Origin of the sequence: Cupriavidus sp. HMR-1 (assembly GCF_000319775.1) — a bacterium.
Lineage (GTDB): Bacteria > Pseudomonadota > Gammaproteobacteria > Burkholderiales > Burkholderiaceae > Cupriavidus > Cupriavidus metallidurans.
Window position 1 is genome coordinate 1 of sequence record NZ_ANKP01000221.1, and the last position, 24,422, is coordinate 24,422.

The 24,422-nt window shown below is 61.4% G+C and carries 17 protein-coding genes and 4 tRNA genes; 1 reads left to right on the forward strand and 20 read right to left on the reverse strand.

Annotated features, from left to right (window positions below):
• Window positions 1-105: 105 nt before the first annotated feature.
• The 4 genes from fusA to recQ form a co-directional block, all read right to left on the reverse strand.
• On the reverse strand, window positions 106-2,214 hold the full coding sequence (gene fusA / locus D769_RS20885) for an elongation factor G (protein ID WP_008649175.1): 2,109 nt from the start codon (window positions 2,212-2,214) through the stop codon (window positions 106-108).
• A 118-nt stretch (window positions 2,215-2,332) separates the two neighbouring features.
• Window positions 2,333-2,803, reverse strand: coding sequence for a 30S ribosomal protein S7 (gene rpsG / locus D769_RS20890; RefSeq protein ID WP_008649176.1), 471 nt, complete (start codon window positions 2,801-2,803; stop codon window positions 2,333-2,335).
• Window positions 2,804-3,011: 208 nt separating this feature from the next.
• Window positions 3,012-3,389 (reverse strand): 30S ribosomal protein S12, encoded by a 378-nt coding sequence (gene rpsL, locus D769_RS20895; protein WP_008649178.1) that lies wholly within the window; start codon window positions 3,387-3,389, stop codon window positions 3,012-3,014.
• A gap of 304 nt (window positions 3,390-3,693) precedes the next feature.
• Window positions 3,694-5,541 (reverse strand): DNA helicase RecQ, encoded by a 1,848-nt coding sequence (recQ, locus tag D769_RS20900; protein WP_008649181.1) that lies wholly within the window; start codon window positions 5,539-5,541, stop codon window positions 3,694-3,696.
• A gap of 239 nt (window positions 5,542-5,780) precedes the next feature.
• Between recQ and D769_RS20905 the strand changes: the two genes are divergently transcribed.
• Window positions 5,781-7,328, forward strand: a complete 1,548-nt coding sequence (locus D769_RS20905) for a PLP-dependent aminotransferase family protein (RefSeq protein ID WP_008649184.1) — start codon at window positions 5,781-5,783, stop codon at window positions 7,326-7,328.
• On the opposite strand, the gene D769_RS20910 is transcribed toward D769_RS20905, so the two are convergent.
• The 16 genes from D769_RS20910 to D769_RS20985 form a co-directional block, all read right to left on the reverse strand.
• Window positions 7,303-7,632, reverse strand: a complete 330-nt coding sequence (locus D769_RS20910) for a cytochrome c (protein ID WP_008649187.1) — start codon at window positions 7,630-7,632, stop codon at window positions 7,303-7,305. The two genes, D769_RS20905 and D769_RS20910, sit on opposite strands and share 26 nt — an antisense overlap.
• A gap of 15 nt (window positions 7,633-7,647) precedes the next feature.
• A complete protein-coding gene (locus D769_RS20915; protein WP_008649188.1) occupies window positions 7,648-9,207 on the reverse strand; it encodes a nitrite reductase in 1,560 nt (519 codons plus the stop codon).
• Window positions 9,208-9,351: 144 nt separating this feature from the next.
• On the reverse strand, window positions 9,352-9,636 hold the full coding sequence (locus tag D769_RS20920; protein WP_008649190.1) for a hypothetical protein: 285 nt from the start codon (window positions 9,634-9,636) through the stop codon (window positions 9,352-9,354).
• Window positions 9,637-9,885: 249 nt separating this feature from the next.
• Window positions 9,886-14,127: a DNA-directed RNA polymerase subunit beta' gene (rpoC, locus tag D769_RS20925; protein WP_008649191.1), complete on the reverse strand. Its 4,242-nt coding sequence runs from the start codon at window positions 14,125-14,127 to the stop codon at window positions 9,886-9,888.
• A 115-nt stretch (window positions 14,128-14,242) separates the two neighbouring features.
• Window positions 14,243-18,349, reverse strand: coding sequence for a DNA-directed RNA polymerase subunit beta (rpoB, locus tag D769_RS20930; RefSeq protein WP_008649192.1), 4,107 nt, complete (start codon window positions 18,347-18,349; stop codon window positions 14,243-14,245).
• Between the two features lie 436 nt (window positions 18,350-18,785).
• Window positions 18,786-19,160 carry a 50S ribosomal protein L7/L12 gene (rplL, locus tag D769_RS20935; protein WP_008649193.1) on the reverse strand — a complete coding sequence of 125 codons (375 nt, stop codon included), beginning with the start codon at window positions 19,158-19,160 and terminating at the stop codon, window positions 18,786-18,788.
• Window positions 19,161-19,220: 60 nt separating this feature from the next.
• The gene (gene rplJ, locus D769_RS20940) at window positions 19,221-19,742 is read right to left on the reverse strand and encodes a 50S ribosomal protein L10 (protein ID WP_008649194.1); all 522 of its coding nucleotides are present in this window, start codon (window positions 19,740-19,742) and stop codon (window positions 19,221-19,223) included.
• A 398-nt stretch (window positions 19,743-20,140) separates the two neighbouring features.
• Window positions 20,141-20,836, reverse strand: a complete 696-nt coding sequence (gene rplA / locus D769_RS20945; protein WP_008649195.1) for a 50S ribosomal protein L1 — start codon at window positions 20,834-20,836, stop codon at window positions 20,141-20,143.
• Window positions 20,837-21,268: a 50S ribosomal protein L11 gene (rplK, locus tag D769_RS20950; RefSeq protein WP_008649196.1), complete on the reverse strand. Its 432-nt coding sequence runs from the start codon at window positions 21,266-21,268 to the stop codon at window positions 20,837-20,839.
• A gap of 162 nt (window positions 21,269-21,430) precedes the next feature.
• Complete coding sequence (nusG, locus tag D769_RS20955; protein ID WP_008649197.1) at window positions 21,431-22,012, reverse strand: transcription termination/antitermination protein NusG; 582 nt, start codon at window positions 22,010-22,012, stop codon at window positions 21,431-21,433.
• 10 nt (window positions 22,013-22,022) lie between these two features.
• Window positions 22,023-22,403: a preprotein translocase subunit SecE gene (gene secE / locus D769_RS20960; protein ID WP_008649200.1), complete on the reverse strand. Its 381-nt coding sequence runs from the start codon at window positions 22,401-22,403 to the stop codon at window positions 22,023-22,025.
• 59 nt (window positions 22,404-22,462) lie between these two features.
• A tRNA-Trp gene (locus D769_RS20965) sits at window positions 22,463-22,538 on the reverse strand.
• 84 nt (window positions 22,539-22,622) lie between these two features.
• Window positions 22,623-23,813, reverse strand: a complete 1,191-nt coding sequence (tuf, locus tag D769_RS20970) for an elongation factor Tu (protein WP_008649202.1) — start codon at window positions 23,811-23,813, stop codon at window positions 22,623-22,625.
• Window positions 23,814-23,856: 43 nt separating this feature from the next.
• A tRNA-Thr gene (locus D769_RS20975) sits at window positions 23,857-23,931 on the reverse strand.
• 37 nt (window positions 23,932-23,968) lie between these two features.
• Window positions 23,969-24,042: transfer RNA gene (locus D769_RS20980), tRNA-Gly, on the reverse strand.
• A 50-nt stretch (window positions 24,043-24,092) separates the two neighbouring features.
• Window positions 24,093-24,178, reverse strand: a tRNA-Tyr gene (locus tag D769_RS20985).
• Window positions 24,179-24,422 lie beyond the last annotated feature (244 nt).

Sequence of the window (24,422 nt, forward strand, 5' to 3'; positions counted from 1 at the left end):
TCCGCTCGAACTTTTCCTTTGCCATGTTTCAGCTCCTAATGGAATACAGTCTGATTCGATTCTTTACACCGCCACGCAGATCATGCGTGGCGGTACAGCGTTTTATTACTTGCCCTTGGCCGTCATCACAGCTTCGGCGATGTTCTTCGGTGCCTCAGCGTAGTGCTTGAATTCCATGGTGTAGGTGGCGCGGCCTTGCGTGGCCGAGCGCAGCGCGGTCGAGTAACCGAACATTTCCGACAGCGGGACTTCGGCCTTGATGATCTTGCCGCCGCCCACCATGTCGTCCATGCCCTGCACGATGCCGCGGCGGGACGACAAGTCGCCCATCACGGTACCCGTGTAGTCTTCCGGCGTTTCCACTTCCACGGCCATCATCGGCTCGAGCAGAACCGGGCTGGCCTTGCGCATGGCTTCCTTGAAAGCCATCGAGCCGGCCATGCGGAACGCGTTTTCATTCGAGTCCACATCGTGGTACGAACCGAACGTCAGCGTGACCTTCACGTCCACCACCGGGAAGCCAGCCAGGATACCGGCCGGCAGCGTGTCGACGATACCCTTCTCGACCGCCGGGATGTATTCGCGAGGAATCACACCGCCCTTGATGGCGTCGATGAATTCGAAGCCCTTGCCCGGCTCTTGCGGTTCCAGCGTGATCACGGCGTGACCGTACTGGCCACGGCCGCCCGACTGCTTGACGAACTTGCCCTCGACGTCCTCGGCCTTCTTGCGAATGGTTTCGCGGTAGGCAACCTGCGGCGCGCCGATGTTGGCTTCCACGCCGAATTCGCGCTTCATGCGGTCGACCAGAATTTCGAGGTGGAGCTCGCCCATGCCCGAAATGATGGTCTGGCCCGATTCTTCATCGGTACGCACGCGGAACGACGGATCTTCAGCGGCCAGGCGGTTCAGGGCGATGCCCATCTTTTCCTGGTCAGCCTTGGTCTTCGGCTCGACAGCCTGCGAGATCACCGGCTCCGGGAACACCATGCGCTCGAGCACGATCGGGGCAGCGGGGTCGCACAGCGTGTCACCCGTGGTGGCGTCCTTCAGGCCCACCGCGGCGGCGATGTCACCGGCCAGCACTTCCTTGATTTCTTCGCGCTGGTTGGCGTGCATCTGCAGAATACGGCCCAGACGCTCCTTCTTCTGCTTCACCGGGTTGTACACGGTGTCGCCCGAATTGATCTTGCCCGAGTACACGCGGAAGAAGATCAGCTGACCAACGAACGGGTCGGTCATGATCTTGAACGCCAGCGCCGAGAACTTCTCGTTGTCGTCAGCCTTGCGCTCGAGCTTCTTCTCGTCGTCGCTCTCGTCCACACCCTTGACCGGCGGAATATCAACCGGCGACGGCAGGAAGTCGATCACGGCGTCGAGCATACGCTGCACGCCCTTGTTCTTGAACGCGGTGCCGCACAGCATCGGCTGGATTTCGCAGGCGATGGTACGGTCACGCAGCGCCTTCACGATCTCGGCGCGGGTCAGCTCTTCGCCGCCCAGGTACTTTTCCATCAGCTCTTCGCTGGCTTCGGCGGCGGACTCGACCATCTTCTCGCGCCATTCGTCAGCGGTAGCTTGCAGTTCGGCCGGGATGTCCTGGTACTCGAACTTCACGCCCTGGCTGGCTTCGTCCCAGACGATCGCCTTCATTTCCAGCAGGTCGACAACGCCCTGGAAGCCGTCTTCAGCGCCGATCGGCACCACGACTGGCACCGGGTTGGCCTTCAGGCGGGTCTTCAGCTGATCGTAGACCTTGAAGAAGTTCGCACCGGTACGGTCCATCTTGTTGACGAACGCCAGACGCGGCACGCCGTACTTGTTGGCCTGACGCCAGACGGTTTCCGACTGCGGCTGCACGCCACCCACTGCGCAGTAGACCATGCAGGCGCCATCCAGCACGCGCATGGAACGCTCCACCTCGATGGTGAAGTCCACGTGGCCCGGGGTGTCGATGATGTTGAAGCGGTGCTCGGGGTAGTTGCCGCCCATGCCCTTCCAGAAGGCGGTGGTCGCAGCAGACGTGATGGTGATGCCGCGCTCCTGCTCCTGCTCCATCCAGTCCATGGTGGCCGCGCCATCATGCACTTCACCGATCTTGTGGTTCACACCGGTGTAGAACAGGATCCGCTCGGTCGTGGTGGTTTTACCCGCGTCAATGTGAGCCGAAATACCGATGTTACGGTAGCGCTCAATAGGAGTCTTACGAGCCACTTTAATCCTCTATTCGTCCATGAGGCGCAGAAATCTCATGGTCTGCGCCCTTAACACAAACGGGCGAGATGTGTAAAAACACAGCCCGCCCGGCAACCAACAATGTTTCTCGCGCGCTTTAGAAGCGGAAGTGCGAGAACGCCTTGTTGGCTTCGGCCATGCGGTGCACTTCGTCGCGCTTCTTCATCGCGCCACCACGGCCTTCTGCAGCTTCAAGCAGTTCACCTGCCAGGCGCAGCGCCATCGACTTCTCGCTGCGTTTTTTCGCGGCCTCGCGCAGCCAACGCATCGCCAATGCCAAACGACGCGACGGACGGACTTCGACCGGAACCTGATAGTTTGCGCCGCCCACGCGACGGCTCTTCACTTCCACCACCGGCTTCACGTTGTTGATCGCAACGGAGAACACTTCGATGGGGGCCTTGCCTGCCTTCTTTTCGATCTGGTCGAACGCGCCGTAGACGATACGTTCGGCAACCGACTTCTTGCCGTCCAGCATCAGCACGTTCATGAACTTGGCAACTTCAACGTTACCGAACTTCGGATCAGGCAGAACTTCCCGCTTGGGGACTTCACGACGACGTGGCATCTTTTTTCCTTTAGATTCAGTTGAGAAGCGGTCTTGCTTGTTCCCGCTCTCCGGTCACCAACTAGCTTGCCTTCGTTTTATGGGCAAATTCGCCGGGTGACCACTTACTCGACGGCACGGCGCATCAAAAACGCTCCGTTGTACCGCCGCCTGGTGACAGCTCCATGACTCGCGCCACAGCTCTGTCGGGTATTGCTTGCGTAGAAGCTTAGGCAGCCTTCGGACGCTTCGCACCGTACTTCGAACGGGCCTGCCGGCGGTCCTTCACGCCTTGCAGATCCAGCGAGCCACGGACGATGTGGTAACGCACACCCGGCAAGTCCTTCACACGGCCGCCGCGAATCAGCACGACCGAGTGTTCCTGCAGGTTGTGGCCTTCACCGCCGATGTACGAAATGACTTCGAAACCGTTGGTCAGGCGCACCTTGGCGACCTTACGCAGTGCCGAGTTCGGCTTCTTCGGCGTCGTGGTGTACACGCGGGTGCACACGCCGCGACGCTGCGGGCAGTTCTCAAGCGCTGGGCTCTTGCTCTTGATGACTTCAGAGACACGCGGCTTGCGAACCAGTTGGTTGATAGTTGGCATTGTTCAATCCAGCTTGGTTTTTACAAAAACACCCCTCTGCCAGCGGACGACATAAGGGGCAACTACGGGTTTCGGACGGGAAAGGTGAGCGAACGCTCTGGAGGAAGGGCTGTGAAGTGACAGACTTGCCAAAGAGCGCGAGCTCGCCAGGATCCCGCTGTCGCCTTGCCCGGTTGCAAACCGAAGTCCACATATCCGACAGACGAGCGAAATCCAAAGCCAAAAACTCGAATCTGGCACTCTAGCAGGCCGCTTGGCAATGGTCAAGCGGTATACCCGAAGATCCGCCCGGCACCCTCACGCCTCACACTGCGCGCAGGATTTCGAGGATTTCCTCGCCGTAGCGTTCGAGTTTCGACGCACCGATTCCGGGCACTTCCGCCAGCTCATCGAGCGACTCGGGTGCGCTGCGCGCCAGTTCCGCCAGCGTGGCGTCATGGAAGATCACATAGGCGGGCACGCCGTGCTCGCGCGCCGTGGTGGTCCGCCAGCCGCGCAGCGCTTCCCAGTTGGCCAGCATGTCGGCATCCATCGTCGCCGTATGGTCGATCCTCGCCCCGCGCGCGCCACGGTCGGCGGACTTGCCCGGCTTGCTGACCTGGCGGCGCAGGGTGATCAATTCCTCACCCTTGAGCACGGCACGCGCCGAATCGCCAAGCAGCAACGCTCCGTGTCCACCGTGATCGATGACCAGCAGCCCGTGCGCGATCAACTGACGGAAGATCGCGTGCCACTCGGATACCGAGCGATCCTTGCCGATGCCGAACGTCGACACCTTGTCATGCCCCCATTGCCGGATCTTCTCGTTGGCATTGCCACGCAGCACGTCGATCAGATGCGTGGCGCCAAAATAGACGCGGCTCGCCTGCGCAATACGGTAGACGCACGACAGCGCCATCTGGGCCTCGCGTGTCCCATCCCAGGTGGAAGGTGGCTCCAGGCAGGTATCGCAATTTCCACACGGCTCGGCCGTCTCGTCGAAGTACGCCAGAATGCGCACACGCCGGCAGCCAGCGGTTTCACACAAACCCAGCAACGCATCGAGCTTGGACGATGAGACGCGCTTGTGCGCCTCGTCCGCTTCCGACTCGTCGATCATGCGTTTCTGCTGCACCACATCGCCCAGCCCGTATGCCATCCATGCATTGGCGGGCAGGCCGTCGCGCCCCGCGCGTCCGGTTTCCTGGTAGTACCCTTCCATGCTCTTGGGCAGGTCCAGGTGCGCCACAAAGCGTACGTCCGGCTTGTCGATACCCATGCCGAAAGCGATGGTGGCTACCATCACGATCCCTTCTTCCTCGCGGAATCGGGCCTGGTGCGTCTGGCGAACTTGGGAGTCCATGCCGGCGTGATAGCCCAGCGCGTTGATGCCGTGGCTGGACAGCCACGCTGCGGTATCCTCGACCTTCTTGCGCGACAGGCAGTAGACGATGCCGCTGTCGTGCCCGCCAGTCGCGTTCATGTGCTCTGCCTTGATGAACGCGAGCAACTGCAGCCGGGCGTTGTCCTTTTCGATGATCCGATAGCGGATATTGGGGCGGTCGAAGCTTGAGATGAAGACGCTCGCTTCGTCCAGCGCCAGACGCTCGACAATCTCCTGGCGCGTCAATGCATCGGCCGTGGCCGTCAAGGCGATACGCGGAACACGCGGAAAGCGCTCGTGCAGGACCGACAGCTGGATGTACTCGGGCCGGAAGTCATGTCCCCATTGCGATACGCAATGCGCTTCGTCAATCGCAAAGAGACCCACGCGCGTCCGCTCGAGCAGATCAAGGAACCGCGGCGTCATCAGCCGCTCCGGCGCCACATAGAGGATATCCAGCCGCCCCGCGAGCAGGTCCCGCTCGACTGCCGATGCCTCGCTGCTGCTCAGCGTCGAGTTGAGCACCGCGGCGCGAACCCCCGCCTCCGTCAGCGCGGCGACCTGATCCTGCATCAGTGCAATCAGTGGCGATACGACGATACCGACGCCGTGGCCTGCCTGCTGCCGGAGCAGCGCGGGAATCTGGTAACAGAGCGACTTGCCGCCGCCAGTCGGCATCAGCACCAGGCAATCACCGCCTTCGGCCACGTGGTCGATGATCTCGCCCTGCCGGCCGCGAAATGCGTGGTAGCCGAAGACTTCTTTGAGGATCGCCAGGGCGCGCGACATGGGACAGCGGGATTCGGAAAGCCAGGAAAGGCGTAACCATACCACTAAGGCCCGGCTCACCTGCATGTGTCTGTGCCAATGTCGCGAAGACTTCAACGGCCGACAACCGAGTTGCCGCAATCCGACGCACCCCCGTTCACCTTGCCTCAGCACAACGATCGCGCCGCCAGTCAGGCCTAGGATGATTCGAAGCCGCGCATTCTGTGACGCGAGCGACAGTTCAGCGAACCCCACGGAAGATGCAAACCCATTCCTTTGCCCTGCCGATCTCCATCACCCGGGACGGCACCGAGCCGTACAAGCGGCAGATCATGCGACAGATCGAATGGCTGATCGTCTCCGGGTGCCTGCAACCTGGAGATCGACTCCCTTCGATTGCCGCTCTGATGGCGATGTTGCGCGTCTCGCGCAATACCGTGGTTGGCGCATATGAATGCCTGGCCGATACCGGCCTGCTGCGTGGAGAGCCGGGCCGAGGATTCTTCGTCGCTACCGATACACCGCGAATGTCCTCGCTGCCGTCACCCGGGGCGGAAACGTCGGGGAATGCCACGTCCGCGCACCAGTTCGCCGGCTCCGGCGCGGACATCGCCACCCCCGGCGTTCACACCTCGCCGCCGCCGTCGCCGGTACGCTTCGACTTCAAGATCGGGCGCCCCGCGCCGGATGCTTTCCCGGCGCGTCGTTGGGCGAAACTGGCGAACCCGTTGCTGCGCCATATGGGGCATGCCATGACGGAGTACACGCCCGCTGAAGGCCTGTGGGGGCTGCGGGTGCAGATCGCGGATTACTTGGCCGCGACACGTGCGCTGGCCGTAGATCCAGGCCAGATCATCATCGTCGCCGGCGTGCAGGAAGCACTCCACCTCCTTGCCACGCACTTCATCCGCCACGGCAGCCGCGTCGTGATGGAATCCCCGGGCTATGCGGGCTTCTGCAACCTGCCGCGATTGGGGAATGCCGTTCATGTCACCATCCCCGTCGACACGCAAGGGCTATGCACCCATGCCCTGCCGGAAGCACCAGTGCAACTGGCCTATACCACGCCATCGCACCAGTACCCGCTCGGCTACACGATGTCGCTCGACCGGCGGCGCGAGTTGCTGGCGTGGGCAGCACGCGTCGGCGCCTGCGTGATCGAGGACGACTATGACGGAGACTTCGCCTATGACAGCGCGCTGCTCCCGCCACTGGCCGCACTCGATCCCACACGCGTCGTTTATGTGGGTACCTTCTCGAAAGTGCTGGGTCCAGGGCTCCGTCTTGGTTTCATGGTCTGCCCCCCAAGGCTCGCCGACGCAATGGCGCGTCGAAAAGCCCTGCTGAATCATGGGTGCCCGTGGCTGGAGCAGGCAGTGCTTGCGCGTCTGTTCGAGTATGGGGACTACAGTCGCCATCTCTACAAACTGCGCCGGAGATATCGCGCCCAGCGCGATGCCTTGCTGGCCGGCCTGCGCAGTATCTGGGGTGACGATTGCCAGATCAGCGGGGCAAGTACCGGAATGCACCTGGCCTTGCATCTCCCGACCGACAGCCCACCCGCCGACGAAATCGTTCAGTGCGCACTGGCCAGCGGCATCCGCCTTTACCCGCTGCCGGAAGCCGCCTGCGGGAATGCATCGGAGAAGACCGATCGGGTCGTGCTGTTTGGCTATGCCTCATTGACGACCAGGCAAATCGGCGAAGCGATGAGCCTGCTCAAATCCGTGCTGACTGCCCGCTTCAGGCATGCGGTGGCGGAGCCCGCCACCGCACGAGCCACTACTTCGGTGGCTTCACCTTGCTGAAGTAGCGCGACAATGCATCGATCGCGGCATCATCCAGCGGTTCGGCCATTGGCCGCATCACAGGGTCATTGCGGCGCCCAGCCTTGAAATCGTGCAACTGCTTTGCCAGGTATTCGGGCTTCTGCCCCGATAGGTTCGGGTACAGCCCAACGCTGCTGATGCCATCGATGCCATGGCAAGAAGCACACAGCGGCAGGATAGCTTTCACCTTCTCGTCAAGCTTGGGTGTCTCGGCGTGCACGCCTACCGAGAACAGCACCAATGCAAGCGTGACGGCGCTACGGTTCAAACGAAAATCGGTCATCGCGTCACTCCTCCATCAGTTCTTGCGAGTGGGCGGCAGGCCCACGGTGATCCATTGCGTCCGGGCACGCGAGAAGATGCCTGCGGGGCTTTCCATCTTGTGTTCGGCGACCAATTCCAGTGTCTTGCTGTCGTAGATGCGAATCCGGTCTCCGTAGTAGCCCGCGCTCACGTACAGATACTTGCCATCACGGGTGTACTCCGGGAAGAACGCGTGGCCACCGGCTTCGAGCGTGCGAACGACTTCAAGCGTCTGCTTGTCAATAAGCTGGATCTGGGACGCCCTCTTGTCCTTGCTGACGATATCGACCGCGACATACGGCGCGTCAGGATGGGCTGCCGGCGACTCGGTCGGGCCAGCCACGCGGATGTTCTTCACGACCGAGAAATCCTTGGTGTCCCAGACTGTCACCACATCACCCTTGTCGCACTTACCGATGTTGGTACCAAAAGCCAGCATTCGGCCACCGATCGGCGTCACTGCGCCCGATCCAACGTGCGGCTGGCAGCCCGCAGGAATATCGCGAACCACCTTGTCTTCCTTGAGATCGATGGCGACGATCTTGTTGTCGTCATATGAGGCCACCATCGAATATCGTCCATCCGGCGTCAGGAACGTATCGTGCAACATGCGTCCGACCTTCTCGAGCTTGGTGACGGGCATCCCCTCTCGATCCGGATCCACGATCCAGATCTGCCCCGCCTGGCGCAGCGTCAGCGCGAACTTGTTGTTGATCCGGCTGCCGATCACCGGCCCACCTGCCGACTGAATGAACTTGCCGTCCGGGTCCGTGCCTTCCAGGCGAAGGTGCTTCACGGGTTCGAGCGTATCCGCCTTCAGGATCATGACGAGATTTGGCACGAATGAACTGGCGGCCAGCCATTTGCCGTCGTTCGACACGGCAATGCCCGGCCCCGTCAAACCCGTCTTGATCTTGCGCACAACCTTGAGCGAGTAAAGGTCGATCTTATAGACGTAGCCATCGTCGCTCTTGAGCCACGCCCATCGCTCATTGACCGGGCTGAAATCCATGATGTGCGGCGCAATCGGTGTAGCGATCTCGCCAACCACCTGATTGGTCTTGCCGTTGAGGAACACCGTCTTGGCGTTATCGGAACCCGTTCCCCGGCCATAGCGTCCGCGGGCCATGACCACCATCAGGTCGTAGACCGAGTCGATCTTGTAAGTCGGCTTCGACGGGAGCGTCTTCTCGTCGATCAGCACTTCCAGGCTGTCCTGGGCCTGCTTCATCGACCATTCCGGCTTGCTGACCGGCTGCGAATGGATGTACTCCGCCAGCAGATGAATGTCCGCATCGGGCAGGCGCGAGTGGAACGGCGGCATCAGCGTGTCGGGGATACCAGTCATGATCGTGCCGCGTAACGCAGCCGCGCTCTGCACAAGGCGGTCCTTGTGCAAGGCGGGCCCCACATACCCGCCCCGGCTCGCCGAGTGACACACCGCACAGTTGGCCTGATAGAGCGCGTCGGCGCGCGTTATCTCCTCGGCAGTCATGGCCGAGATGGCCGACGACACACCGGTCAACGTGACAAACAGCATCGTTCTTCCGAACATGGACCAGACTCCAAGTACCCCGCGCAATCGCGCAGCAACAATGGAAGTCTGTTCCGTCGGGTGACGGCGCGCAGGGGATGGAAACTGAAAGGTGATGGGTACGGTTGGCGGGTTGGGGAACGACTGCCGTGGGCGCCGCTGCAGTCAGCGCCCCCCCGGCAACGGTATGACTTGCCGCTGGAATTCGTCTGGGTCAACCGGCGGAGTTAGCGGGGCCGGCGATGCGCTCTGACGCAGCACATCCTTCTGGCCTTGGCGCGCCTGATCCTCGAGCCGTTCGCACAGGTGCGCATTGCCGCGGCCCGAGAGGCAATCATAGTGTTCCTCGAACCGCTGACGGCGATGGTCCTCCACCGTGGCGCCCGGCTGGCTGGTCGACAGATCGAGCCAGAAGGCCTCTTCGGCTACCGCCTGCGTCAAAGACAGCATCAAGCTCCCGGCAATCGCGAGTCCACGGACAATTCGATGGCTTGGCGGAATGCGAGAAACGGGCAATGGAGGCTGCATGGGCTTTGGTTGGCGTGATGAGAATCGTTCCGGCCGAACGTAGCATCCATCGTTGGTCGATTTCCTGACGTCGCGCAAGTTTCCGGCTCGCACGGAAACGCGGAAGCAAAAAAAACCCGGCTCGGGTGAGCCGGGTTTTCTATACAGCTGTACTGCTTGGCGTGATGCCGATCAGACTGCGTCGCCCTCGCCTTCGGTCGCTTGCACAACCGGCGGCTCGATGAAGAGCGATTGCTCTTCGTCGCTGATCGCCTGTGCGCGTTCGCGCTCGGCAGCCTCGCGTGCCTTGCGGGCACGGTGATAGGCCAGGCCGGTACCGGCCGGGATCAGACGACCCACGATCACGTTTTCCTTCAGACCACGCAGGTCATCGGTCTTGCCCATGATCGCGGCCTCGGTCAGCACGCGCGTCGTTTCCTGGAACGATGCAGCCGAGATGAAGCTGTCGGTCGACAGCGACGCCTTCGTAATACCCAGCAGCAGGTTCTCGTGCGTGGCCGGACGCTTGCCATCGGCGATCACACGATCGTTCTCGTCGAGCAGTTCCGAACGCTCCACCTGTTCACCCGGGATGAACTTGGTGTCGCCCACATCGGCGATCTGCACACGGCGCAGCATCTGACGAACAATCACTTCGATGTGCTTGTCGTTGATCTTCACGCCCTGCAGACGGTACACGTCCTGCACTTCGTCCACGATGTAGTGCGCCAGCTCTTCGATGCCCTTCAGGCGCAGGATGTCGTGCGGATCCGCCGGACCTTCCACGATCATTTCGCCCTTGTTCACCACTTGGCCGTCGTGCACCAGCACCTGCTTTTCCTTGGCGATCAGGAACTCGTGGGCGTTGCCGTCCAGGTCCGTAATCACCAGGCGCTGCTTGCCCTTGGTGTCCTTGCCGAACGACACGGTACCGGTGACTTCCGCCAGCACGGCGGCGTCCTTCGGCGAACGTGCTTCGAACAGCTCGGCCACTCGCGGCAGACCACCGGTAATGTCACGGGTCTTCTGCGACTCGGTCGGGATACGTGCGAGCACTTCACCCACGTGCACCTGCTGGCCGTCCTTCACGGTAATCAGCGCGCCCACCTGGAAGCCGATGGTCACGGAGTGGTCCGTGCCCGGGATCTTCACTTCCTGGTTGTTCGCGTCGAGCAGCTTCACCTGCGGGCGCAGACCCTTGGTGGCAGCCGTGCGGCGCTTGGCGTCGATTACCACGAGGGTCGACAGGCCGGTGACTTCGTCCATCTGCTTGGCGACGGTCACGCCTTCTTCGACGTTCTCGAACTTGGTCGTGCCGGTGTACTCCGACACGATCGGGCGCGTCAGGGCGTCCCACGTGGCCAGCTGCGTACCAGCCTTGATGGCCTGGCCGTCTTGCACGAGCAGCGTAGCGCCGTAAGGGATCTTGTGGCGCTCGCGCTCGCGGCCGTGGTCGTCGGTGATCAGCGCTTCGCCCGAACGCGAAATGACGATCAGCTCACCCTTCGTGTTGGTAACGTAACGCATGGTCGCCGTGAAACGCACGGTACCGGTTGCCTTCGCTTCCACGCTCGATGCCACTGCCGCACGCGATGCCGCACCACCGATGTGGAACGTACGCATGGTCAGCTGGGTACCCGGCTCACCGATCGACTGTGCGGCGATCACACCCACCGCTTCGCCGGAGTTCACCAGCACACCGCGGCCGAGGTCACGGCCATAGCACTTGCCGCACAGGCCGTAGCGCGTATCGCACGACAGCGGAGTACGCACCTTCACTTCGTCCACGCCGATGGCGTCGATCAGCTCGACCAGGTCTTCGTCCAGCAGCGTGCCGGTCTCGATCGCGGTTTCCTGGGTTTCAGGGTTCACCACGTCGGCCACGGTCACACGGCCCAGGATACGGTCGCGCAGGGCTTCGATCACTTCACCGCCTTCGACCAGGGCCTTCATGGCCACGCCGTTGGAGGTACCGCAATCGTCTTCCACCACCACCAGATCCTGCGTCACGTCGACCAGACGACGGGTCAGGTAACCCGAGTTCGCGGTCTTCAGTGCCGTATCCGCCAGACCCTTACGTGCACCGTGGGTCGAGATGAAGTACTGCAGAACGTTCAGGCCTTCACGGAAGTTCGCCGTAATCGGCGTTTCAATGATCGAGCCGTCCGGCTTGGCCATCAGGCCACGCATACCGGCCAGCTGACGAATCTGGGCCGCGCTACCGCGAGCACCCGAGTCAGCCATCATGTAGATCGAGTTGAACGACTCCTGCTTGACCGTCGCGCCGGTGCGGTCGACCACGTCTTCGTGCTGGAGCTGCTCCATCATCGCCTTGCCCACCTGGTCACCAGCGGCACCCCAGATATCCACGACGTTGTTGTAACGCTCCTGGTCCGTCACCAGACCCGACATGTACTGCTTGTCGTATTCCTTCACCTTGGCGGCTGCGTCGGAGATGATCTTCTCCTTCTGCGGCGGCACCAGCATGTCGTCGATCGCGATCGAGATACCGGCGCGCGTCGCCAGGCGGAAGCCCGACTGCAGCAGCTTGTCAGCGAAGATCACGGTTTCGCGCAGACCGCACTTACGGAACGCGGTGTTGATCAGGCGCGAGATTTCCTTCTTCTTCAGCGGCTTGTTCAGCACCGAGAACGGCAGGCCCTTCGGCAGGATCTCGGACAGGATCGCGCGGCCGACCGTGGTGGCCTGCAGCGTGATCTTGGGTGCGAAACGTGCGTCGCCGTCGGCGTCCTTGTTCACCACTTCGTACTCGGTGATACGGACGTTCACGCGCGATGCAAGCTCGACTTCCTTGTTCTCGTAGGCGCGGATGACTTCGCTGATATCAGCGAAGGTCATGCCTTCACCCTTGCCGTTGATCTTGTCGCGGGTCGTGTAGTACAGACCCAGCACCACGTCTTGCGACGGCACGATCGACGGATCGCCGTTGGCCGGGAACAGCACGTTGTTCGACGCCAGCATCAGCGTGCGGGCTTCCATCTGGGCTTCCAGCGACAGCGGCACGTGAACGGCCATCTGGTCACCGTCGAAGTCGGCGTTGAACGCGGCGCAGACCAGCGGGTGGAGCTGGATTGCCTTGCCTTCGATCAGCACCGGCTCGAACGCCTGGATACCCAGACGGTGCAGCGTCGGCGCGCGGTTCAGCATCACCGGATGCTCGCGGATCACCTCTTCCAGGATGTCCCACACCACCGGCGTCTGGCTTTCCACTTCCTTCTTGGCAGCCTTGATCGTCGTGGCGATGCCCATCGTTTCCAGCTTGTGGAAGATGAACGGCTTGAACAGCTCGAGCGCCATCAGCTTGGGCAGACCGCACTGATGCAGCTTCAGCGTCGGGCCCACCACGATGACCGAACGGCCCGAGTAGTCCACGCGCTTGCCCAGCAGGTTCTGACGGAAACGACCGCCCTTACCCTTGATCATTTCGGCCAGCGACTTCAGCGGACGCTTGTTGGCGCCGGTCATCGCCTTACCGCGGCGACCGTTGTCCAGCAGCGAGTCGACGGCTTCCTGCAGCATGCGCTTTTCGTTGCGCACGATGATTTCAGGGGCCTTCAGCTCCAGCAGGCGCTTCAGACGGTTGTTACGGTTGATGACGCGGCGATACAGGTCGTTCAGGTCCGACGTGGCGAAACGGCCGCCATCGAGCGGAACCAGCGGACGCAGTTCGGGCGGCAGCACCGGCAGGACTTCCAGGATCATCCACTCGGGCTTGATGCCCGAGCGCTGGAACGCCTCGAGCACCTTCAGGCGCTTGGCGAACTTCTTGATCTTGGCTTCGGAACCGGTGGCCTGCAGCTCGGCGCGGATCTGTTCGATCTGCTTTTCGATGTCGATGCCGCGCAGCAGTTCACGGATGCCCTCGGCACCCATCATCGCCACGAATTCGCCTTCGCCGTATTCATCGCACTTCGCGATGTAATCGTCTTCCGACATGATCTGGCTCTTCTTGAGCGGAGTCATGCCGGGTTCCAGCACCACGAACGCTTCGAAGTACAGCACGCGTTCGATGTCGCGCAGCGTCATGTCGAGCACCATGCCCAGACGCGACGGCAGCGACTTCAGGAACCAGATGTGAGCGGTCGGAGCAGCCAGTTCGATGTGGCCCATGCGCTCGCGGCGCACCTTGGCCAGCGTCACTTCCACGCCGCACTTCTCGCAGATCACGCCACGGTGCTTCAGGCGCTTGTACTTGCCGCACAGGCACTCGTAGTCCTTGATCGGGCCAAAGATCTTGGCGCAGAACAGGCCGTCGCGTTCCGGCTTGAACGTACGGTAGTTGATCGTTTCCGGCTTCTTCACTTCACCGTACGACCACGAACGGATCTTCTCGGGCGAGGCCAAGCCGATCTTGATCGCGTCGAACTGCTCTTCCTGCTGAACCTGCTTAAAGAGATCGAGCAATGCTTTCATTGCAACTCCTTGTTTCGCCGCCGGTCCGGAATTCGTCCGGAGCAGCGGCATTCAATTCTGTGGGAAACCACTCACTGGTGGGCACCGGCCTCGGCCGGCACCCTCGTCGTCCGGATCAGTAGCGATCCAGGTCGATGTCGATACCCAGCGAGCGGATTTCCTTCACCAGCACGTTGAACGATTCCGGCATGCCGGCGTCGATCGAGTGCTCGCCCTTGACGATGTTCTCGTACACCTTCGTACGGCCGTTCACGTCATCAGACTTAACCGTCAGCATTTCCTGCAGCACGTACGATGCGCCGTAGGCTTCCAGTGCCCACACTTCCATCTCACCGAAACGCTGGCCACCGAACTGGGCCTTACCGCCCAGCGGCTGCTGCGTCACCAGCGAGTACGGGCCGGTGGAACGGGCGTGCATCTTGTCGTCGACCAAGTGGTGCAGCTTCAGCATGTGCATCACACCCAGCGTGACCGGACGCTCGAACGCTTCGCCGGTACGGCCATCGTGCAGCGTGACCTGCTGCTTCGATGCCGTCAGGCCGCGTTCCTTCGCGATATCGTCCGGGTAGGCCAGGTCGAGCATGCGGCGGATTTCCGCTTCGTGCGCGCCATCGAACACCGGCGTGGCGAACGGAACACCCTTCTTCAGGTTGCCCGCCAGTTCCAGCACTTCGGCGTCGCTCAGGCTATCCAGGTCTTCGGCCTTGCCACTCTCGTTGTAGATCTGCGCGAGCAGCGGACGGAGTTCCTGCGCCTTGGCCGAAGCCTTGAGCATGTCGCCGATACGCTGGCCCAGACCGCGAGCGGCCCAGCCCAGGTGGGTTTCCAGAATCTGACCCACGTTCATCCGCGAAGGCACGCCCAGCGGGTTCAGCACGATGTCCGCCGGCGTACCGTCGGCCATGTACGGCATGTCTTCGATCGGAACGATCTTCGACACGACACCCTTGTTACCGTGACGGCCTGCCATCTTGTCGCCAGGCTGCAGGCGACGCTTGACGGCCAGGTACACCTTGACCATCTTGATCACGCCCGGCGGCAGTTCGTCGCCCTGCGTCAGCTTCTTGCGCTTCTCTTCGAAGGCCAGGTCGAACTCGTGACGCTTTTGCTCGATGGCTTCCTTCACCGCTTCGAGCTGGGCAGCCACTTCCTCGTCGGCCGGACGGATGTCGAACCAGTGGTACTTGTCCAGGTCGGCCAGGTACTCGCGGGTCAGCTTGGCACCCTTCGCCAGCTTCTTCGGACCGCCGTTGACGGTCTTGTCGAGCAGCATGCGCTCCAGACGCTGGAACGCGTCGCCTTCCACGATACGGAGCTGGTCGTTCAGGTCCAGACGGTAGCGCTTCAGTTCGTCGTCGATGATCGACTGGGCGCGCTTGTCGCGCGTCACGCCTTCACGCGTGAAGACCTGCACGTCGATCACGATACCGCTCATGCCCGACGGCACGCGCAGCGACGTGTCCTTCACGTCCGAAGCCTTCTCGCCGAAGATCGCGCGCAGCAGCTTCTCTTCCGGCGTGAGCTGGGTTTCGCCCTTCGGCGTGACCTTGCCCACCAGCACGTCACCAGCTTCGACTTCCGCGCCAATGTACGTGATGCCCGACTCGTCCAGACGCGCCAGTTGCGCTTCGGCCAGGTTCGAGATGTCGCGCGTGATTTCTTCAGGTCCGAGCTTCGTGTCGCGGGCGACGACCGACAGTTCCTCGATGTGGATCGAGGTGTAGCGGTCTTCGGCAACCACACGCTCCGAGATCAGGATCGAATCCTCGAAGTTGTAGCCGTTCCACGGCATGAACGCGACCAGCATGTTCTGGCCCAGCGCCAGCTCGCCCAGGTCGGTCGATGCGCCGTCGGCGATCACGTCGCCACGGGCGACGATATCGCCAACCTTCACCATCGGACGCTGGTTGATGTTGGTGTTCTGGTTCGAACGCGTGTACTTGATCAGGTTGTAGATGTCCACGCCGACTTCACCGGCTACGGCTTCGTCATCGTTCACGCGGATCACCACACGCATTGCGTCGACGTAATCCACCACGCCACCACGCGTTGCCTGAACGGCCGTGCCCGAGTCAACGGCCACGGTACGCTCGATGCCGGTACCAACCAGCGGCTTGTCCGGACGCAGGCAAGGCACGGCCTGACGCTGCATGTTCGCGCCCATCAGTGCACGGTTCGCGTCATCGTGTTCCAGGAACGGCACCAGCGATGCAGCGGCCGACACGATCTGCGACGGCGCCACGTCGATGTACTGAACGCGGTCCGGCGTGACCATACGCGTTTCACGCTCGGAACCTTCACGCGCCGACACCAGTTCGTCGATGAGGTTGCCTTCGGCGTCAACGGTCGCGTTGGCCTGCGCCACCACGTACTTGCCTTCCTCGATGGCCGACAGGTAATCCACCTGGTCGGTCAGCTTGCTGTTTTCCACCTTGCGGTACGGCGTTTCCAGGAAGCCGTACTCGTTCAGGCGGGCGTACAGTGCCAGCGAGTTGATCAGACCAATGTTCGGGCCTTCCGGCGTTTCGATCGGGCACACGCGACCATAGTGAGTCGGGTGCACGTCTCGGACTTCAAAGCCGGCGCGCTCGCGCGTCAGACCGCCCGGGCCAAGAGCCGAAACACGGCGCTTGTGGGTGATTTCCGACAGCGGGTTGGTCTGGTCCATGAACTGCGACAGCTGCGACGAACCGAAGAACTCGCGAATCGCCGACGAAATCGGCTTCGAGTTGATCAGGTCGTGCGGCATCAAGTTCTCGGTCTCGGCCTGGCCCAGACGCTCCTTGACGGCGCGCTCCACGCGCGACAGGCCGGCACGGAACTGGTTCTCGGCCAGTTCGCCGACGCAACGCACACGACGGTTGCCCAGGTGGTCGATATCATCGACTTCACCCTTACCGTTACGCAGGTTCACCAGGATCTTGATCGTCTCGAGGATGTCCTCGTCCTGCAGCACCATGCTGCCTTCGCCGCTCGGGCGCGACAGACGGCTGTTGACCTTCATGCGGCCAACGCGCGACAGGTCGTACGATTCCTCGCTGTAGAACAGGCGCTGGAACAGCGCTTCCACGGCGTCCTCGGTGGGCGGCTCGCCCGGGCGCATCATGCGGTAGATGGCGATACGCGCGGCCGTCTGGTCCGCGGTGTCGTCCGCACGCAGCGTTTGGGAGATGTACGGACCCTGGTCCAGGTCGTTCGTGTACAGCGTCTGGATGTCCTTGACGCCGGCTTCGCGCAGGTTTTCCAGCAGCGTCTCGGTCAACTCGTCGTTGGCGTTGGCGATCACTTCACCGGTGTCCGGATCAATGATGTTCTTCGCCAGGACGCGACCCAGCAGGTAGTCTTCCGGCACGCTGATCAGCTTGGTACCGGCGGAGTCCAGATCACGGATGTGCTTGGCGTTGATCCGCTTGTCCTTCTCGACGACCACGCGACCATTCTTGTCGACGATGTCGAAGCGCGCGACTTCGCCGCGCAGACGCTCGGGCACGAACTCGAGTTGCGCGCCTTCGCTCTGCAGCGTGAAATTGTCGAACACGAAGAAGTGCGCCAGGATCTGTTCCGGCGTCAGGCCGATCGACTTCAGCAGGATCGTCACCGGCATCTTGCGGCGACGGTCGACGCGGAAGTACAGGATGTCCTTCGGATCGAATTCGAAGTCGAGCCACGAGCCACGGTACGGAATGATCCGTGCCGAGAACAGCAGCTTGCCCGAGCTGTGCGTCTTGCCCTTGTCGTGCTCGAAGAACACGCCCGGCGAACGGTGCAGCTGGCTGACGATGACACGCTCGGTGCCGTTGATGACGAAGGAGCCGGTCGAAGTCATGAGCGGAATTTCGCCCATGTAGACTTCCTGTTCCTTCACTTCCTTCACCTTGCCCGGATTCTCACGATCGTTGATGATCAGGCGAACCTTCGCGCGCAGCGCCGAGTGGAACGTCAGGCCACGCTGCTGGCATTCCTTGACGTCGAACGGCGGGTTGGACAGGTGATACGAGACAAACTCCATACGGGCAAGCCCGTTATGGGAGGAGATGGGGAAAATCGCGTTGAAAGCGGCCTGCAGACCTTCGCTCTTGCGACGCGCGGGCGGCGTTTCCGCTTGCAAAAACTGGGTGTAGGATTCAATCTGTGTGGCAAGCAGGAATGGAACCTGATGAACCGTCGCACGCTTCGCAAAGGATTTGCGAATGCGCTTCTTTTCGGTGAAGCTGTACGCCATGGGATCTCCGAATCATCGCAGGGCTGGCTGGACCTGGCCAACACCTGAGGTGTTCAGCGACTGGGAGGGGATTTGGCGGTTGGCCGCTACCAACCTCTGGCTGACGGTGCCCGCACGCTGCGGGCGGTGTGGTCATTGCACGGCGCAATGCCTGTACTCGCCCGGGGGACACCCGACCAAACTTGTCTTCTGCAGTCGGTTCAGAAGACAAACATCAGCAACCACCTAGTGTGCCACTGATGTTTGGCTTCTGCTGAAGCCGCGAACAATTGTCGCGTGCCAAGCATATCTTGCCGCACATTTCTGCGTATTTCGCTCGCCTTTGCGCCGTTTGGGTGAATCATTCAACACACCCCACAGAAGCGCAAAAAGGCTGGCGCCGGGAATTTCCCTTTGCCAGCCCCATCCGCGTGCCCGGGGGCACGCGTGGTACCACTTACTTGACGTCGACCTTGGCGCCAGCGTCTTCCAGCTTCTTCTTCGCGTCGTCGGCGGTAGCCTTGTCCACGCCTTCCTTGACGGGCTTCGGTGCGCCATCGACCAGGTCCTTGGCTTCCTTCAGACCCAGACCGGTGATTTCGCGCACGGCCTTGATCACGCCAACCTTGTTCGAGCCGACTTCGGCCAGAATCACGTTGAACTCGGTCTTTTCTTCAGCAGCGGCAGCACCGCCAGCGCCCGGGGCAGCAGCCACAGCCATGGCAGCAGCCGACACGCCAAACTTCTCTTCGAACGCCTTGACCAGGTCGTTCAGTTCCATCACGGACATCGCGCCAACGGCTTCCAGGATGTCGTCTTTAGTGATTGCCATTTGGATTACTCCTACTAGATTTGATTCGGGATCGGTAATGCGATCTGTCTATGCGACGGCTCAGGCGGCCGGGGCTTCCGCTTCCGCGGGAGCACCTTCTGCCTTCTTGGCGGCAACTGCAGCCAGCAGGCGGGCAAAGCCCGACACCGGCGCCTGCATCACGCCAAGCAGCTGAGCGATCAGTTCGTCACGGCTCGGGATCGAAGCCAGGGCCTTGACGGCGCCAGCATCGAGAACGTTGCCGTTGTACGACCCTGCGCGCAGGACCAGCTTATCGTTGGTCTTGGCAAAGTCGTTCAGAACCTTGGCCGACGACACTGCATCTTCGGAAATACCGTAGATCAGCGGACCGGTCATTTGCTCTGCGAGGCCTGCAAACGGCGTACCTTCGACGGCACGGCGGGCCAGCGTGTTCTTCAGAACACGCAGGTACACGCCTTGCGTACGAGCGGTAGCACGCAGCTTGGTCAGATCGCCAACCGTGATGCCGCGATATTCGGCCACGACGATGGTCTGAGCCTTGGCGACTTGCGCCGAAACCTCAGCTACGACGGCCTTCTTATCTTCAATATTGAGTGGCACGGTTAAGCTCCAAAACGATGCGAATACACCAGGCGGACCTGGTACAGACACATCAGTCCAAACGAACGGCGTCCGATTGGCCCGAATCGGCCGGGTCATGCCCAGCTTCATCAATCCCTTCGGGTGCGCCATCTGCGCTGGCGGGCCGGCTCACATCGGGGCGTGCGTGCCCCGCAAGTACCGACCGATTAAGTCCACGCTGCCGAAATGCTGCAGTGTGAACACCAGCGGTCTTTGATAACCAGCAGCACCTGCCGCGCATTCCGCGCAACGGGCGCCACTGCCCAAAGCCATGCTCCTTTGCCCCTCGGCTCCGGAGACGATCCCGGCGATGCCGAGATCTTCAATTCCTGCCCTGACCGGTGTTATCGGGTTCCGGTCAAGTGATTGCCGTCAGCTCAGGCCGACAGCGAAGTCTGTTCGACGCGAACGCCAACGCCCATCGTGGACGACACAGCGATCTTGCGCAGGTAGACACCCTTGCTCGTAGCCGGCTTGGCCTTGACCAGGGCTTCCAGCAGGGCGCTCAGATTGCTCTTCAGCGCGGTGTCTTCGAACGAGCGACGACCGATGGTGGCGTGGATGATACCGGCCTTGTCGACACGGAACTGAACCTGACCAGCCTTGGCGTTCTTCACGGCCTGGGCTACGTCCGGCGTCACGGTGCCAACCTTCGGGTTCGGCATCAGGCCACGCGGGCCGAGGATCTGACCCAGCGTACCAACGATACGCATCGTGTCCGGCGAAGCGATCACGATATCGAAGTTCAGGTTACCGGCCTTGACTTGCTCGGCCAGGTCTTCCATGCCGACCACGTCAGCACCGGCGGCCTTGGCGGCTTCAGCCTTCTCGCCCTGGGCGAACACGGCAACGCGAACCGACTTGCCGGTACCAGCCGGCAGCACCACGGAACCACGCACGACCTGGTCCGACTTCTTGGCGTCGATGCCCAGTTGCACGGCCACGTCGATCGACTCGTCGAACTTTGCCGAAGCGCAGCTCTTGACCAGGCTCAGAGCCTCGTCGATCGGGTAGAACTTGGTACGCTCGATCTTCGCCTTGTTGGCGGCGACGCGCTTGGAAACCTTAGCCATTTACAGACCCTCCACGGTGATGCCCATCGAACGCGCCGAACCAGCGATCGTACGCACGGCGGCGTCGAGGTCAGCAGCGGTGAGGTCAGCGTTCTTGGCCTTGGCGATTTCTTCAGCCTGGGCGCGGGTGATCTTGCCAACCTTGTCGGTATGGGGCTTCGCCGAACCCTTGGTGATGCCTGCTGCCTTCTTGATCAGCACGGTCGCCGGCGGCGACTTCATCACGAAGGTGAAGCTCTTGTCGGCGTAGGCGGTAATCACCACCGGCACCGGCAGACCAGGTTCCATGCCCTGAGTCTGCGCGTTGAACGCCTTGCAGAACTCCATGATGTTCAGACCACGCTGACCCAGTGCGGGACCAACGGGCGGGGAGGGATTTGCTTTACCAGCCGGGATTTGCAGCTTGATAAAGCCAATAATCTTCTTGGCCATCTTTACTCCAATCCGGATCCGTTCCTTTGGAATCAGATCCTGTTGAGTCGTAACGCGCTATCGCCATGCCAATCGGCACAACCTCACGCTCCTCTTGGGCACACCTTGCGGGCACCCTATCCTGGCTGCTGCCTGTCTTGCGACGCCAGCAGCCAAAAATGCTTAAACCTTCTCGACCTGGCCGAACTCGAGTTCGACCGGCGTTGCGCGTCCGAAGATCGTGACCGTCACGCGCAGGCGCGACTTTTCGTAGTTCACTTCCTCGACGTTGCCGTTGAAGTCAGTGAACGGGCCGTCCTTGACACGGACCATTTCGCCCACTTCGAACAGCGTCTTGGGACGCGGCTTCTCGACCCCTTCCTGCATCTGGGTCATGATCTTGTCGACTTCCCGCTGGGAAATCGGGCTCGGGCGATTACGCGCACCGCCAACGAAGCCAGTCACCTTGCTGGTGTTCTTCACCAGGTGCCAGGTCTCGTCGGTCATTTCCATTTCCACCAGCACATAGCCAGGGAAGAAACGACGCTCGGTCACAGATTTGTGGCCGCCCTTGATCTCGACGACTTCTTCCGAAGGCACCAAGATGCGGCCAAACTTGTCCTGCATCTCGGCGCGCTCGATGCGCTCCTGCAGCGCGCGCTGCACACTCTTCTCCATACCGGAGTAGGCGTGCACCACATACCAGCGCTTCTTCGACGAAGGCGATTCCGCGGCGGTGGTTTCCTGCTGAGCGTTATCAGTCATGTGCTACCTCTTATTTCCAGCCCAGCACGAGGGAGAAAATCACCCACTCGATGAGCTTGTCAGCCGACCACAGGAACAGCGCCATGATGACGACGAAGACGAACACAAGGCCGGTCATCTGACCGGCTTCCTTGCGCGTCGGCCAGACGACCTTGCGAACTTCCCGATACGATTCACGGGCGAATCCCACGAAGTCCTTGCCCGGTGCCGACAGCAGCGCGACAACCACGCCAGCTGCGATACCGGCGAACAGCGCGGCACCTCGTACATACGAGGGCTGCTGCGCGAGCGCGTAGAAGCCGATGACCCCGGCAACCACCAGGAGCACCGCCACGCCGAGCAGCCACTTGCCGCTCGAGGCGCCTACGGTTTCGACATTGGGATTGGCCATGTTTCGCAAACGAGACTAAGCCGCGTCACGATTACCCCTCGCGACGCGGCTGATTGATTTGGCAGGGGCAGAGGGAATCGAACCCCCAACCTTCGGTTTTGGAGACCGACGCTCTGCCAGTTGAGCTATACCCCTAGAACAACTTTGGGTTGGCATTGCCAACCCCTCTGGCAAACGAACGCGGCCGGTTGATGCCGCGTTCGCCAGTTCGACTAATACTTAGTCGAGGATCTTTGCCACAACGCCGGCGCCGACGGTACGGCCACCTTCGCGGATAGCGAAGCGCAGACCTTCTTCCATGGCGATCGGGGCGATCAGCTTGACGGTGATCGACACGTTGTCACCCGGCATGACCATTTCCTTGTCCTTCGGCAGCTCGATCGAGCCAGTCACGTCGGTCGTACGGAAATAGAACTGCGGGCGGTAGTTGTTGAAGAACGGCGTGTGACGACCACCTTCGTCCTTCGACAGAATGTACACCTCACCCGTGAAGTGCGTGTGCGGCTTGATCGAGCCCGGCTTGCACAGAACTTGACCACGCTCCACGTCTTCGCGCTTCGTGCCGCGCAGCAGCAGACCAACGTTGTCACCAGCCTGGCCTTGATCCAGCAGCTTGCGGAACATTTCCACGCCCGTGCAGATCGTCTTCACCGTCGGGCGGATACCCACGATTTCGATTTCTTCACCGACCTTGATCACGCCACGCTCGATACGACCGGTCACCACGGTACCGCGGCCCGAGATCGAGAACACGTCTTCCACCGGCATCAGGAACGTACCGTCCACAGCGCGCTCCGGCGTCGGGATGTACGTGTCCAGCGCGTCGGCCAGGTTCATGATTGCCACTTCACCCAGTTCGCCCTTGTCGCCTTCCAGCGCCAGCTTGGCCGAACCCTTGATGATCGGCGTGTCGTCGCCCGGGAATTCGTACTTCGACAGCAGCTCGCGCACTTCCATTTCCACCAGCTCGAGCAGCTCGGCGTCGTCCACCATGTCGCACTTGTTCAGGAACACGATGATGTACGGCACGCCAACCTGACGGGCCAGCAGGATGTGCTCACGCGTCTGCGGCATCGGGCCGTCAGCGGCCGAGCACACCAGAATCGCGCCGTCCATCTGCGCAGCGCCCGTGATCATGTTCTTCACATAGTCAGCGTGGCCCGGGCAGTCAACGTGGGCGTAGTGACGGTTGGCCGTCTCGTATTCCACGTGCGCGGTGTTGATCGTGATGCCGCGTGCCTTCTCTTCCGGCGCTGCGTCGATTTCGTCGTACTTCTTGGCTGCGCCACCGAACTTGGCTGCCAGCACCGTGGCAATCGCTGCCGTCAGCGTCGTCTTGCCGTGGTCAACGTGACCAATCGTACCTACGTTCACGTGCGGCTTGGTCCGCTCGAACTTTTCCTTTGCCATTTCGCGACTCCTGTCTCGGTAGCAATTGCCAGTGCGGGATTGATGGTGCCCATGGGCAGGATCGAACTGCCGACCTCTCCCTTACCAAGGGAGTGCTCTACCACTGAGCCACATGGGCGAAACTTGACTTACTTCTCTGGCGGCAACCGGTAGGCTGGAGCGGGTGAAGGGAATCGAACCCTCGTCGTAAGCTTGGAAGGCTTCTGCTCTACCATTGAGCTACACCCGCCCGGTTACTTCCTGCTTCACCGGCTTTCGCCTGGTTGCTGCCTTGCATTCTGGTGGAGAGGGCTGGATTCGAACCAGCGTAGGCGTAAGCCAACAGATTTACAGTCTGCCCCCTTTAGCCACTCGGGCACCTCTCCGCAGAGAACTTGTGATTATGGTGCAACCTACCTTGGCTGTCAAGCACTTTCCATTGCGGTCAGCGACTTTGCGGATTGCCAGGAGGCCCACTGAAGATCCGCTTGCGGCGGCTCCAGAGGAACCAGAATCATCGATCTGAAATCGACGCTCTCACCCTATAGGGGTCTCGGAGAGCCGCCTCGGCAGCCAGTTTTGGGCTGCTAAAGCCTGATTTCAGAGCTTTTACGGCCTGCGTTCAAATCG

Excerpts from the sequence above, each read along its gene's own strand:
- rpsG (WP_008649176.1), bottom strand. The coding sequence starts at position 2,803 with ATGCCACGTCGTCGTGAAGTCCCCAAGCGGGAAGTTCTGCCTGATCCG.
- rpsL (WP_008649178.1), bottom strand. The coding sequence starts at position 3,389 with ATGCCAACTATCAACCAACTGGTTCGCAAGCCGCGTGTCTCTGAAGTC.
- recQ (WP_008649181.1), bottom strand. The coding sequence starts at position 5,541 with ATGTCGCGCGCCCTGGCGATCCTCAAAGAAGTCTTCGGCTACCACGCA.
- D769_RS20905 (WP_008649184.1), top strand. The coding sequence starts at position 5,781 with ATGCAAACCCATTCCTTTGCCCTGCCGATCTCCATCACCCGGGACGGC.
- D769_RS20910 (WP_008649187.1), bottom strand. The coding sequence starts at position 7,632 with ATGACCGATTTTCGTTTGAACCGTAGCGCCGTCACGCTTGCATTGGTG.
- D769_RS20915 (WP_008649188.1), bottom strand. The coding sequence starts at position 9,207 with ATGTTCGGAAGAACGATGCTGTTTGTCACGTTGACCGGTGTGTCGTCG.
- D769_RS20920 (WP_008649190.1), bottom strand. The coding sequence starts at position 9,636 with ATGCTGTCTTTGACGCAGGCGGTAGCCGAAGAGGCCTTCTGGCTCGAT.
- rpoC (WP_008649191.1), bottom strand. The coding sequence starts at position 14,127 with ATGAAAGCATTGCTCGATCTCTTTAAGCAGGTTCAGCAGGAAGAGCAG.
- rpoB (WP_008649192.1), bottom strand. The coding sequence starts at position 18,349 with ATGGCGTACAGCTTCACCGAAAAGAAGCGCATTCGCAAATCCTTTGCG.
- rplL (WP_008649193.1), bottom strand. The coding sequence starts at position 19,160 with ATGGCAATCACTAAAGACGACATCCTGGAAGCCGTTGGCGCGATGTCC.
- rplA (WP_008649195.1), bottom strand. The coding sequence starts at position 20,836 with ATGGCTAAGGTTTCCAAGCGCGTCGCCGCCAACAAGGCGAAGATCGAG.
- rplK (WP_008649196.1), bottom strand. The coding sequence starts at position 21,268 with ATGGCCAAGAAGATTATTGGCTTTATCAAGCTGCAAATCCCGGCTGGT.
- nusG (WP_008649197.1), bottom strand. The coding sequence starts at position 22,012 with ATGACTGATAACGCTCAGCAGGAAACCACCGCCGCGGAATCGCCTTCG.
- secE (WP_008649200.1), bottom strand. The coding sequence starts at position 22,403 with ATGGCCAATCCCAATGTCGAAACCGTAGGCGCCTCGAGCGGCAAGTGG.
- tuf (WP_008649202.1), bottom strand. The coding sequence starts at position 23,813 with ATGGCAAAGGAAAAGTTCGAGCGGACCAAGCCGCACGTGAACGTAGGT.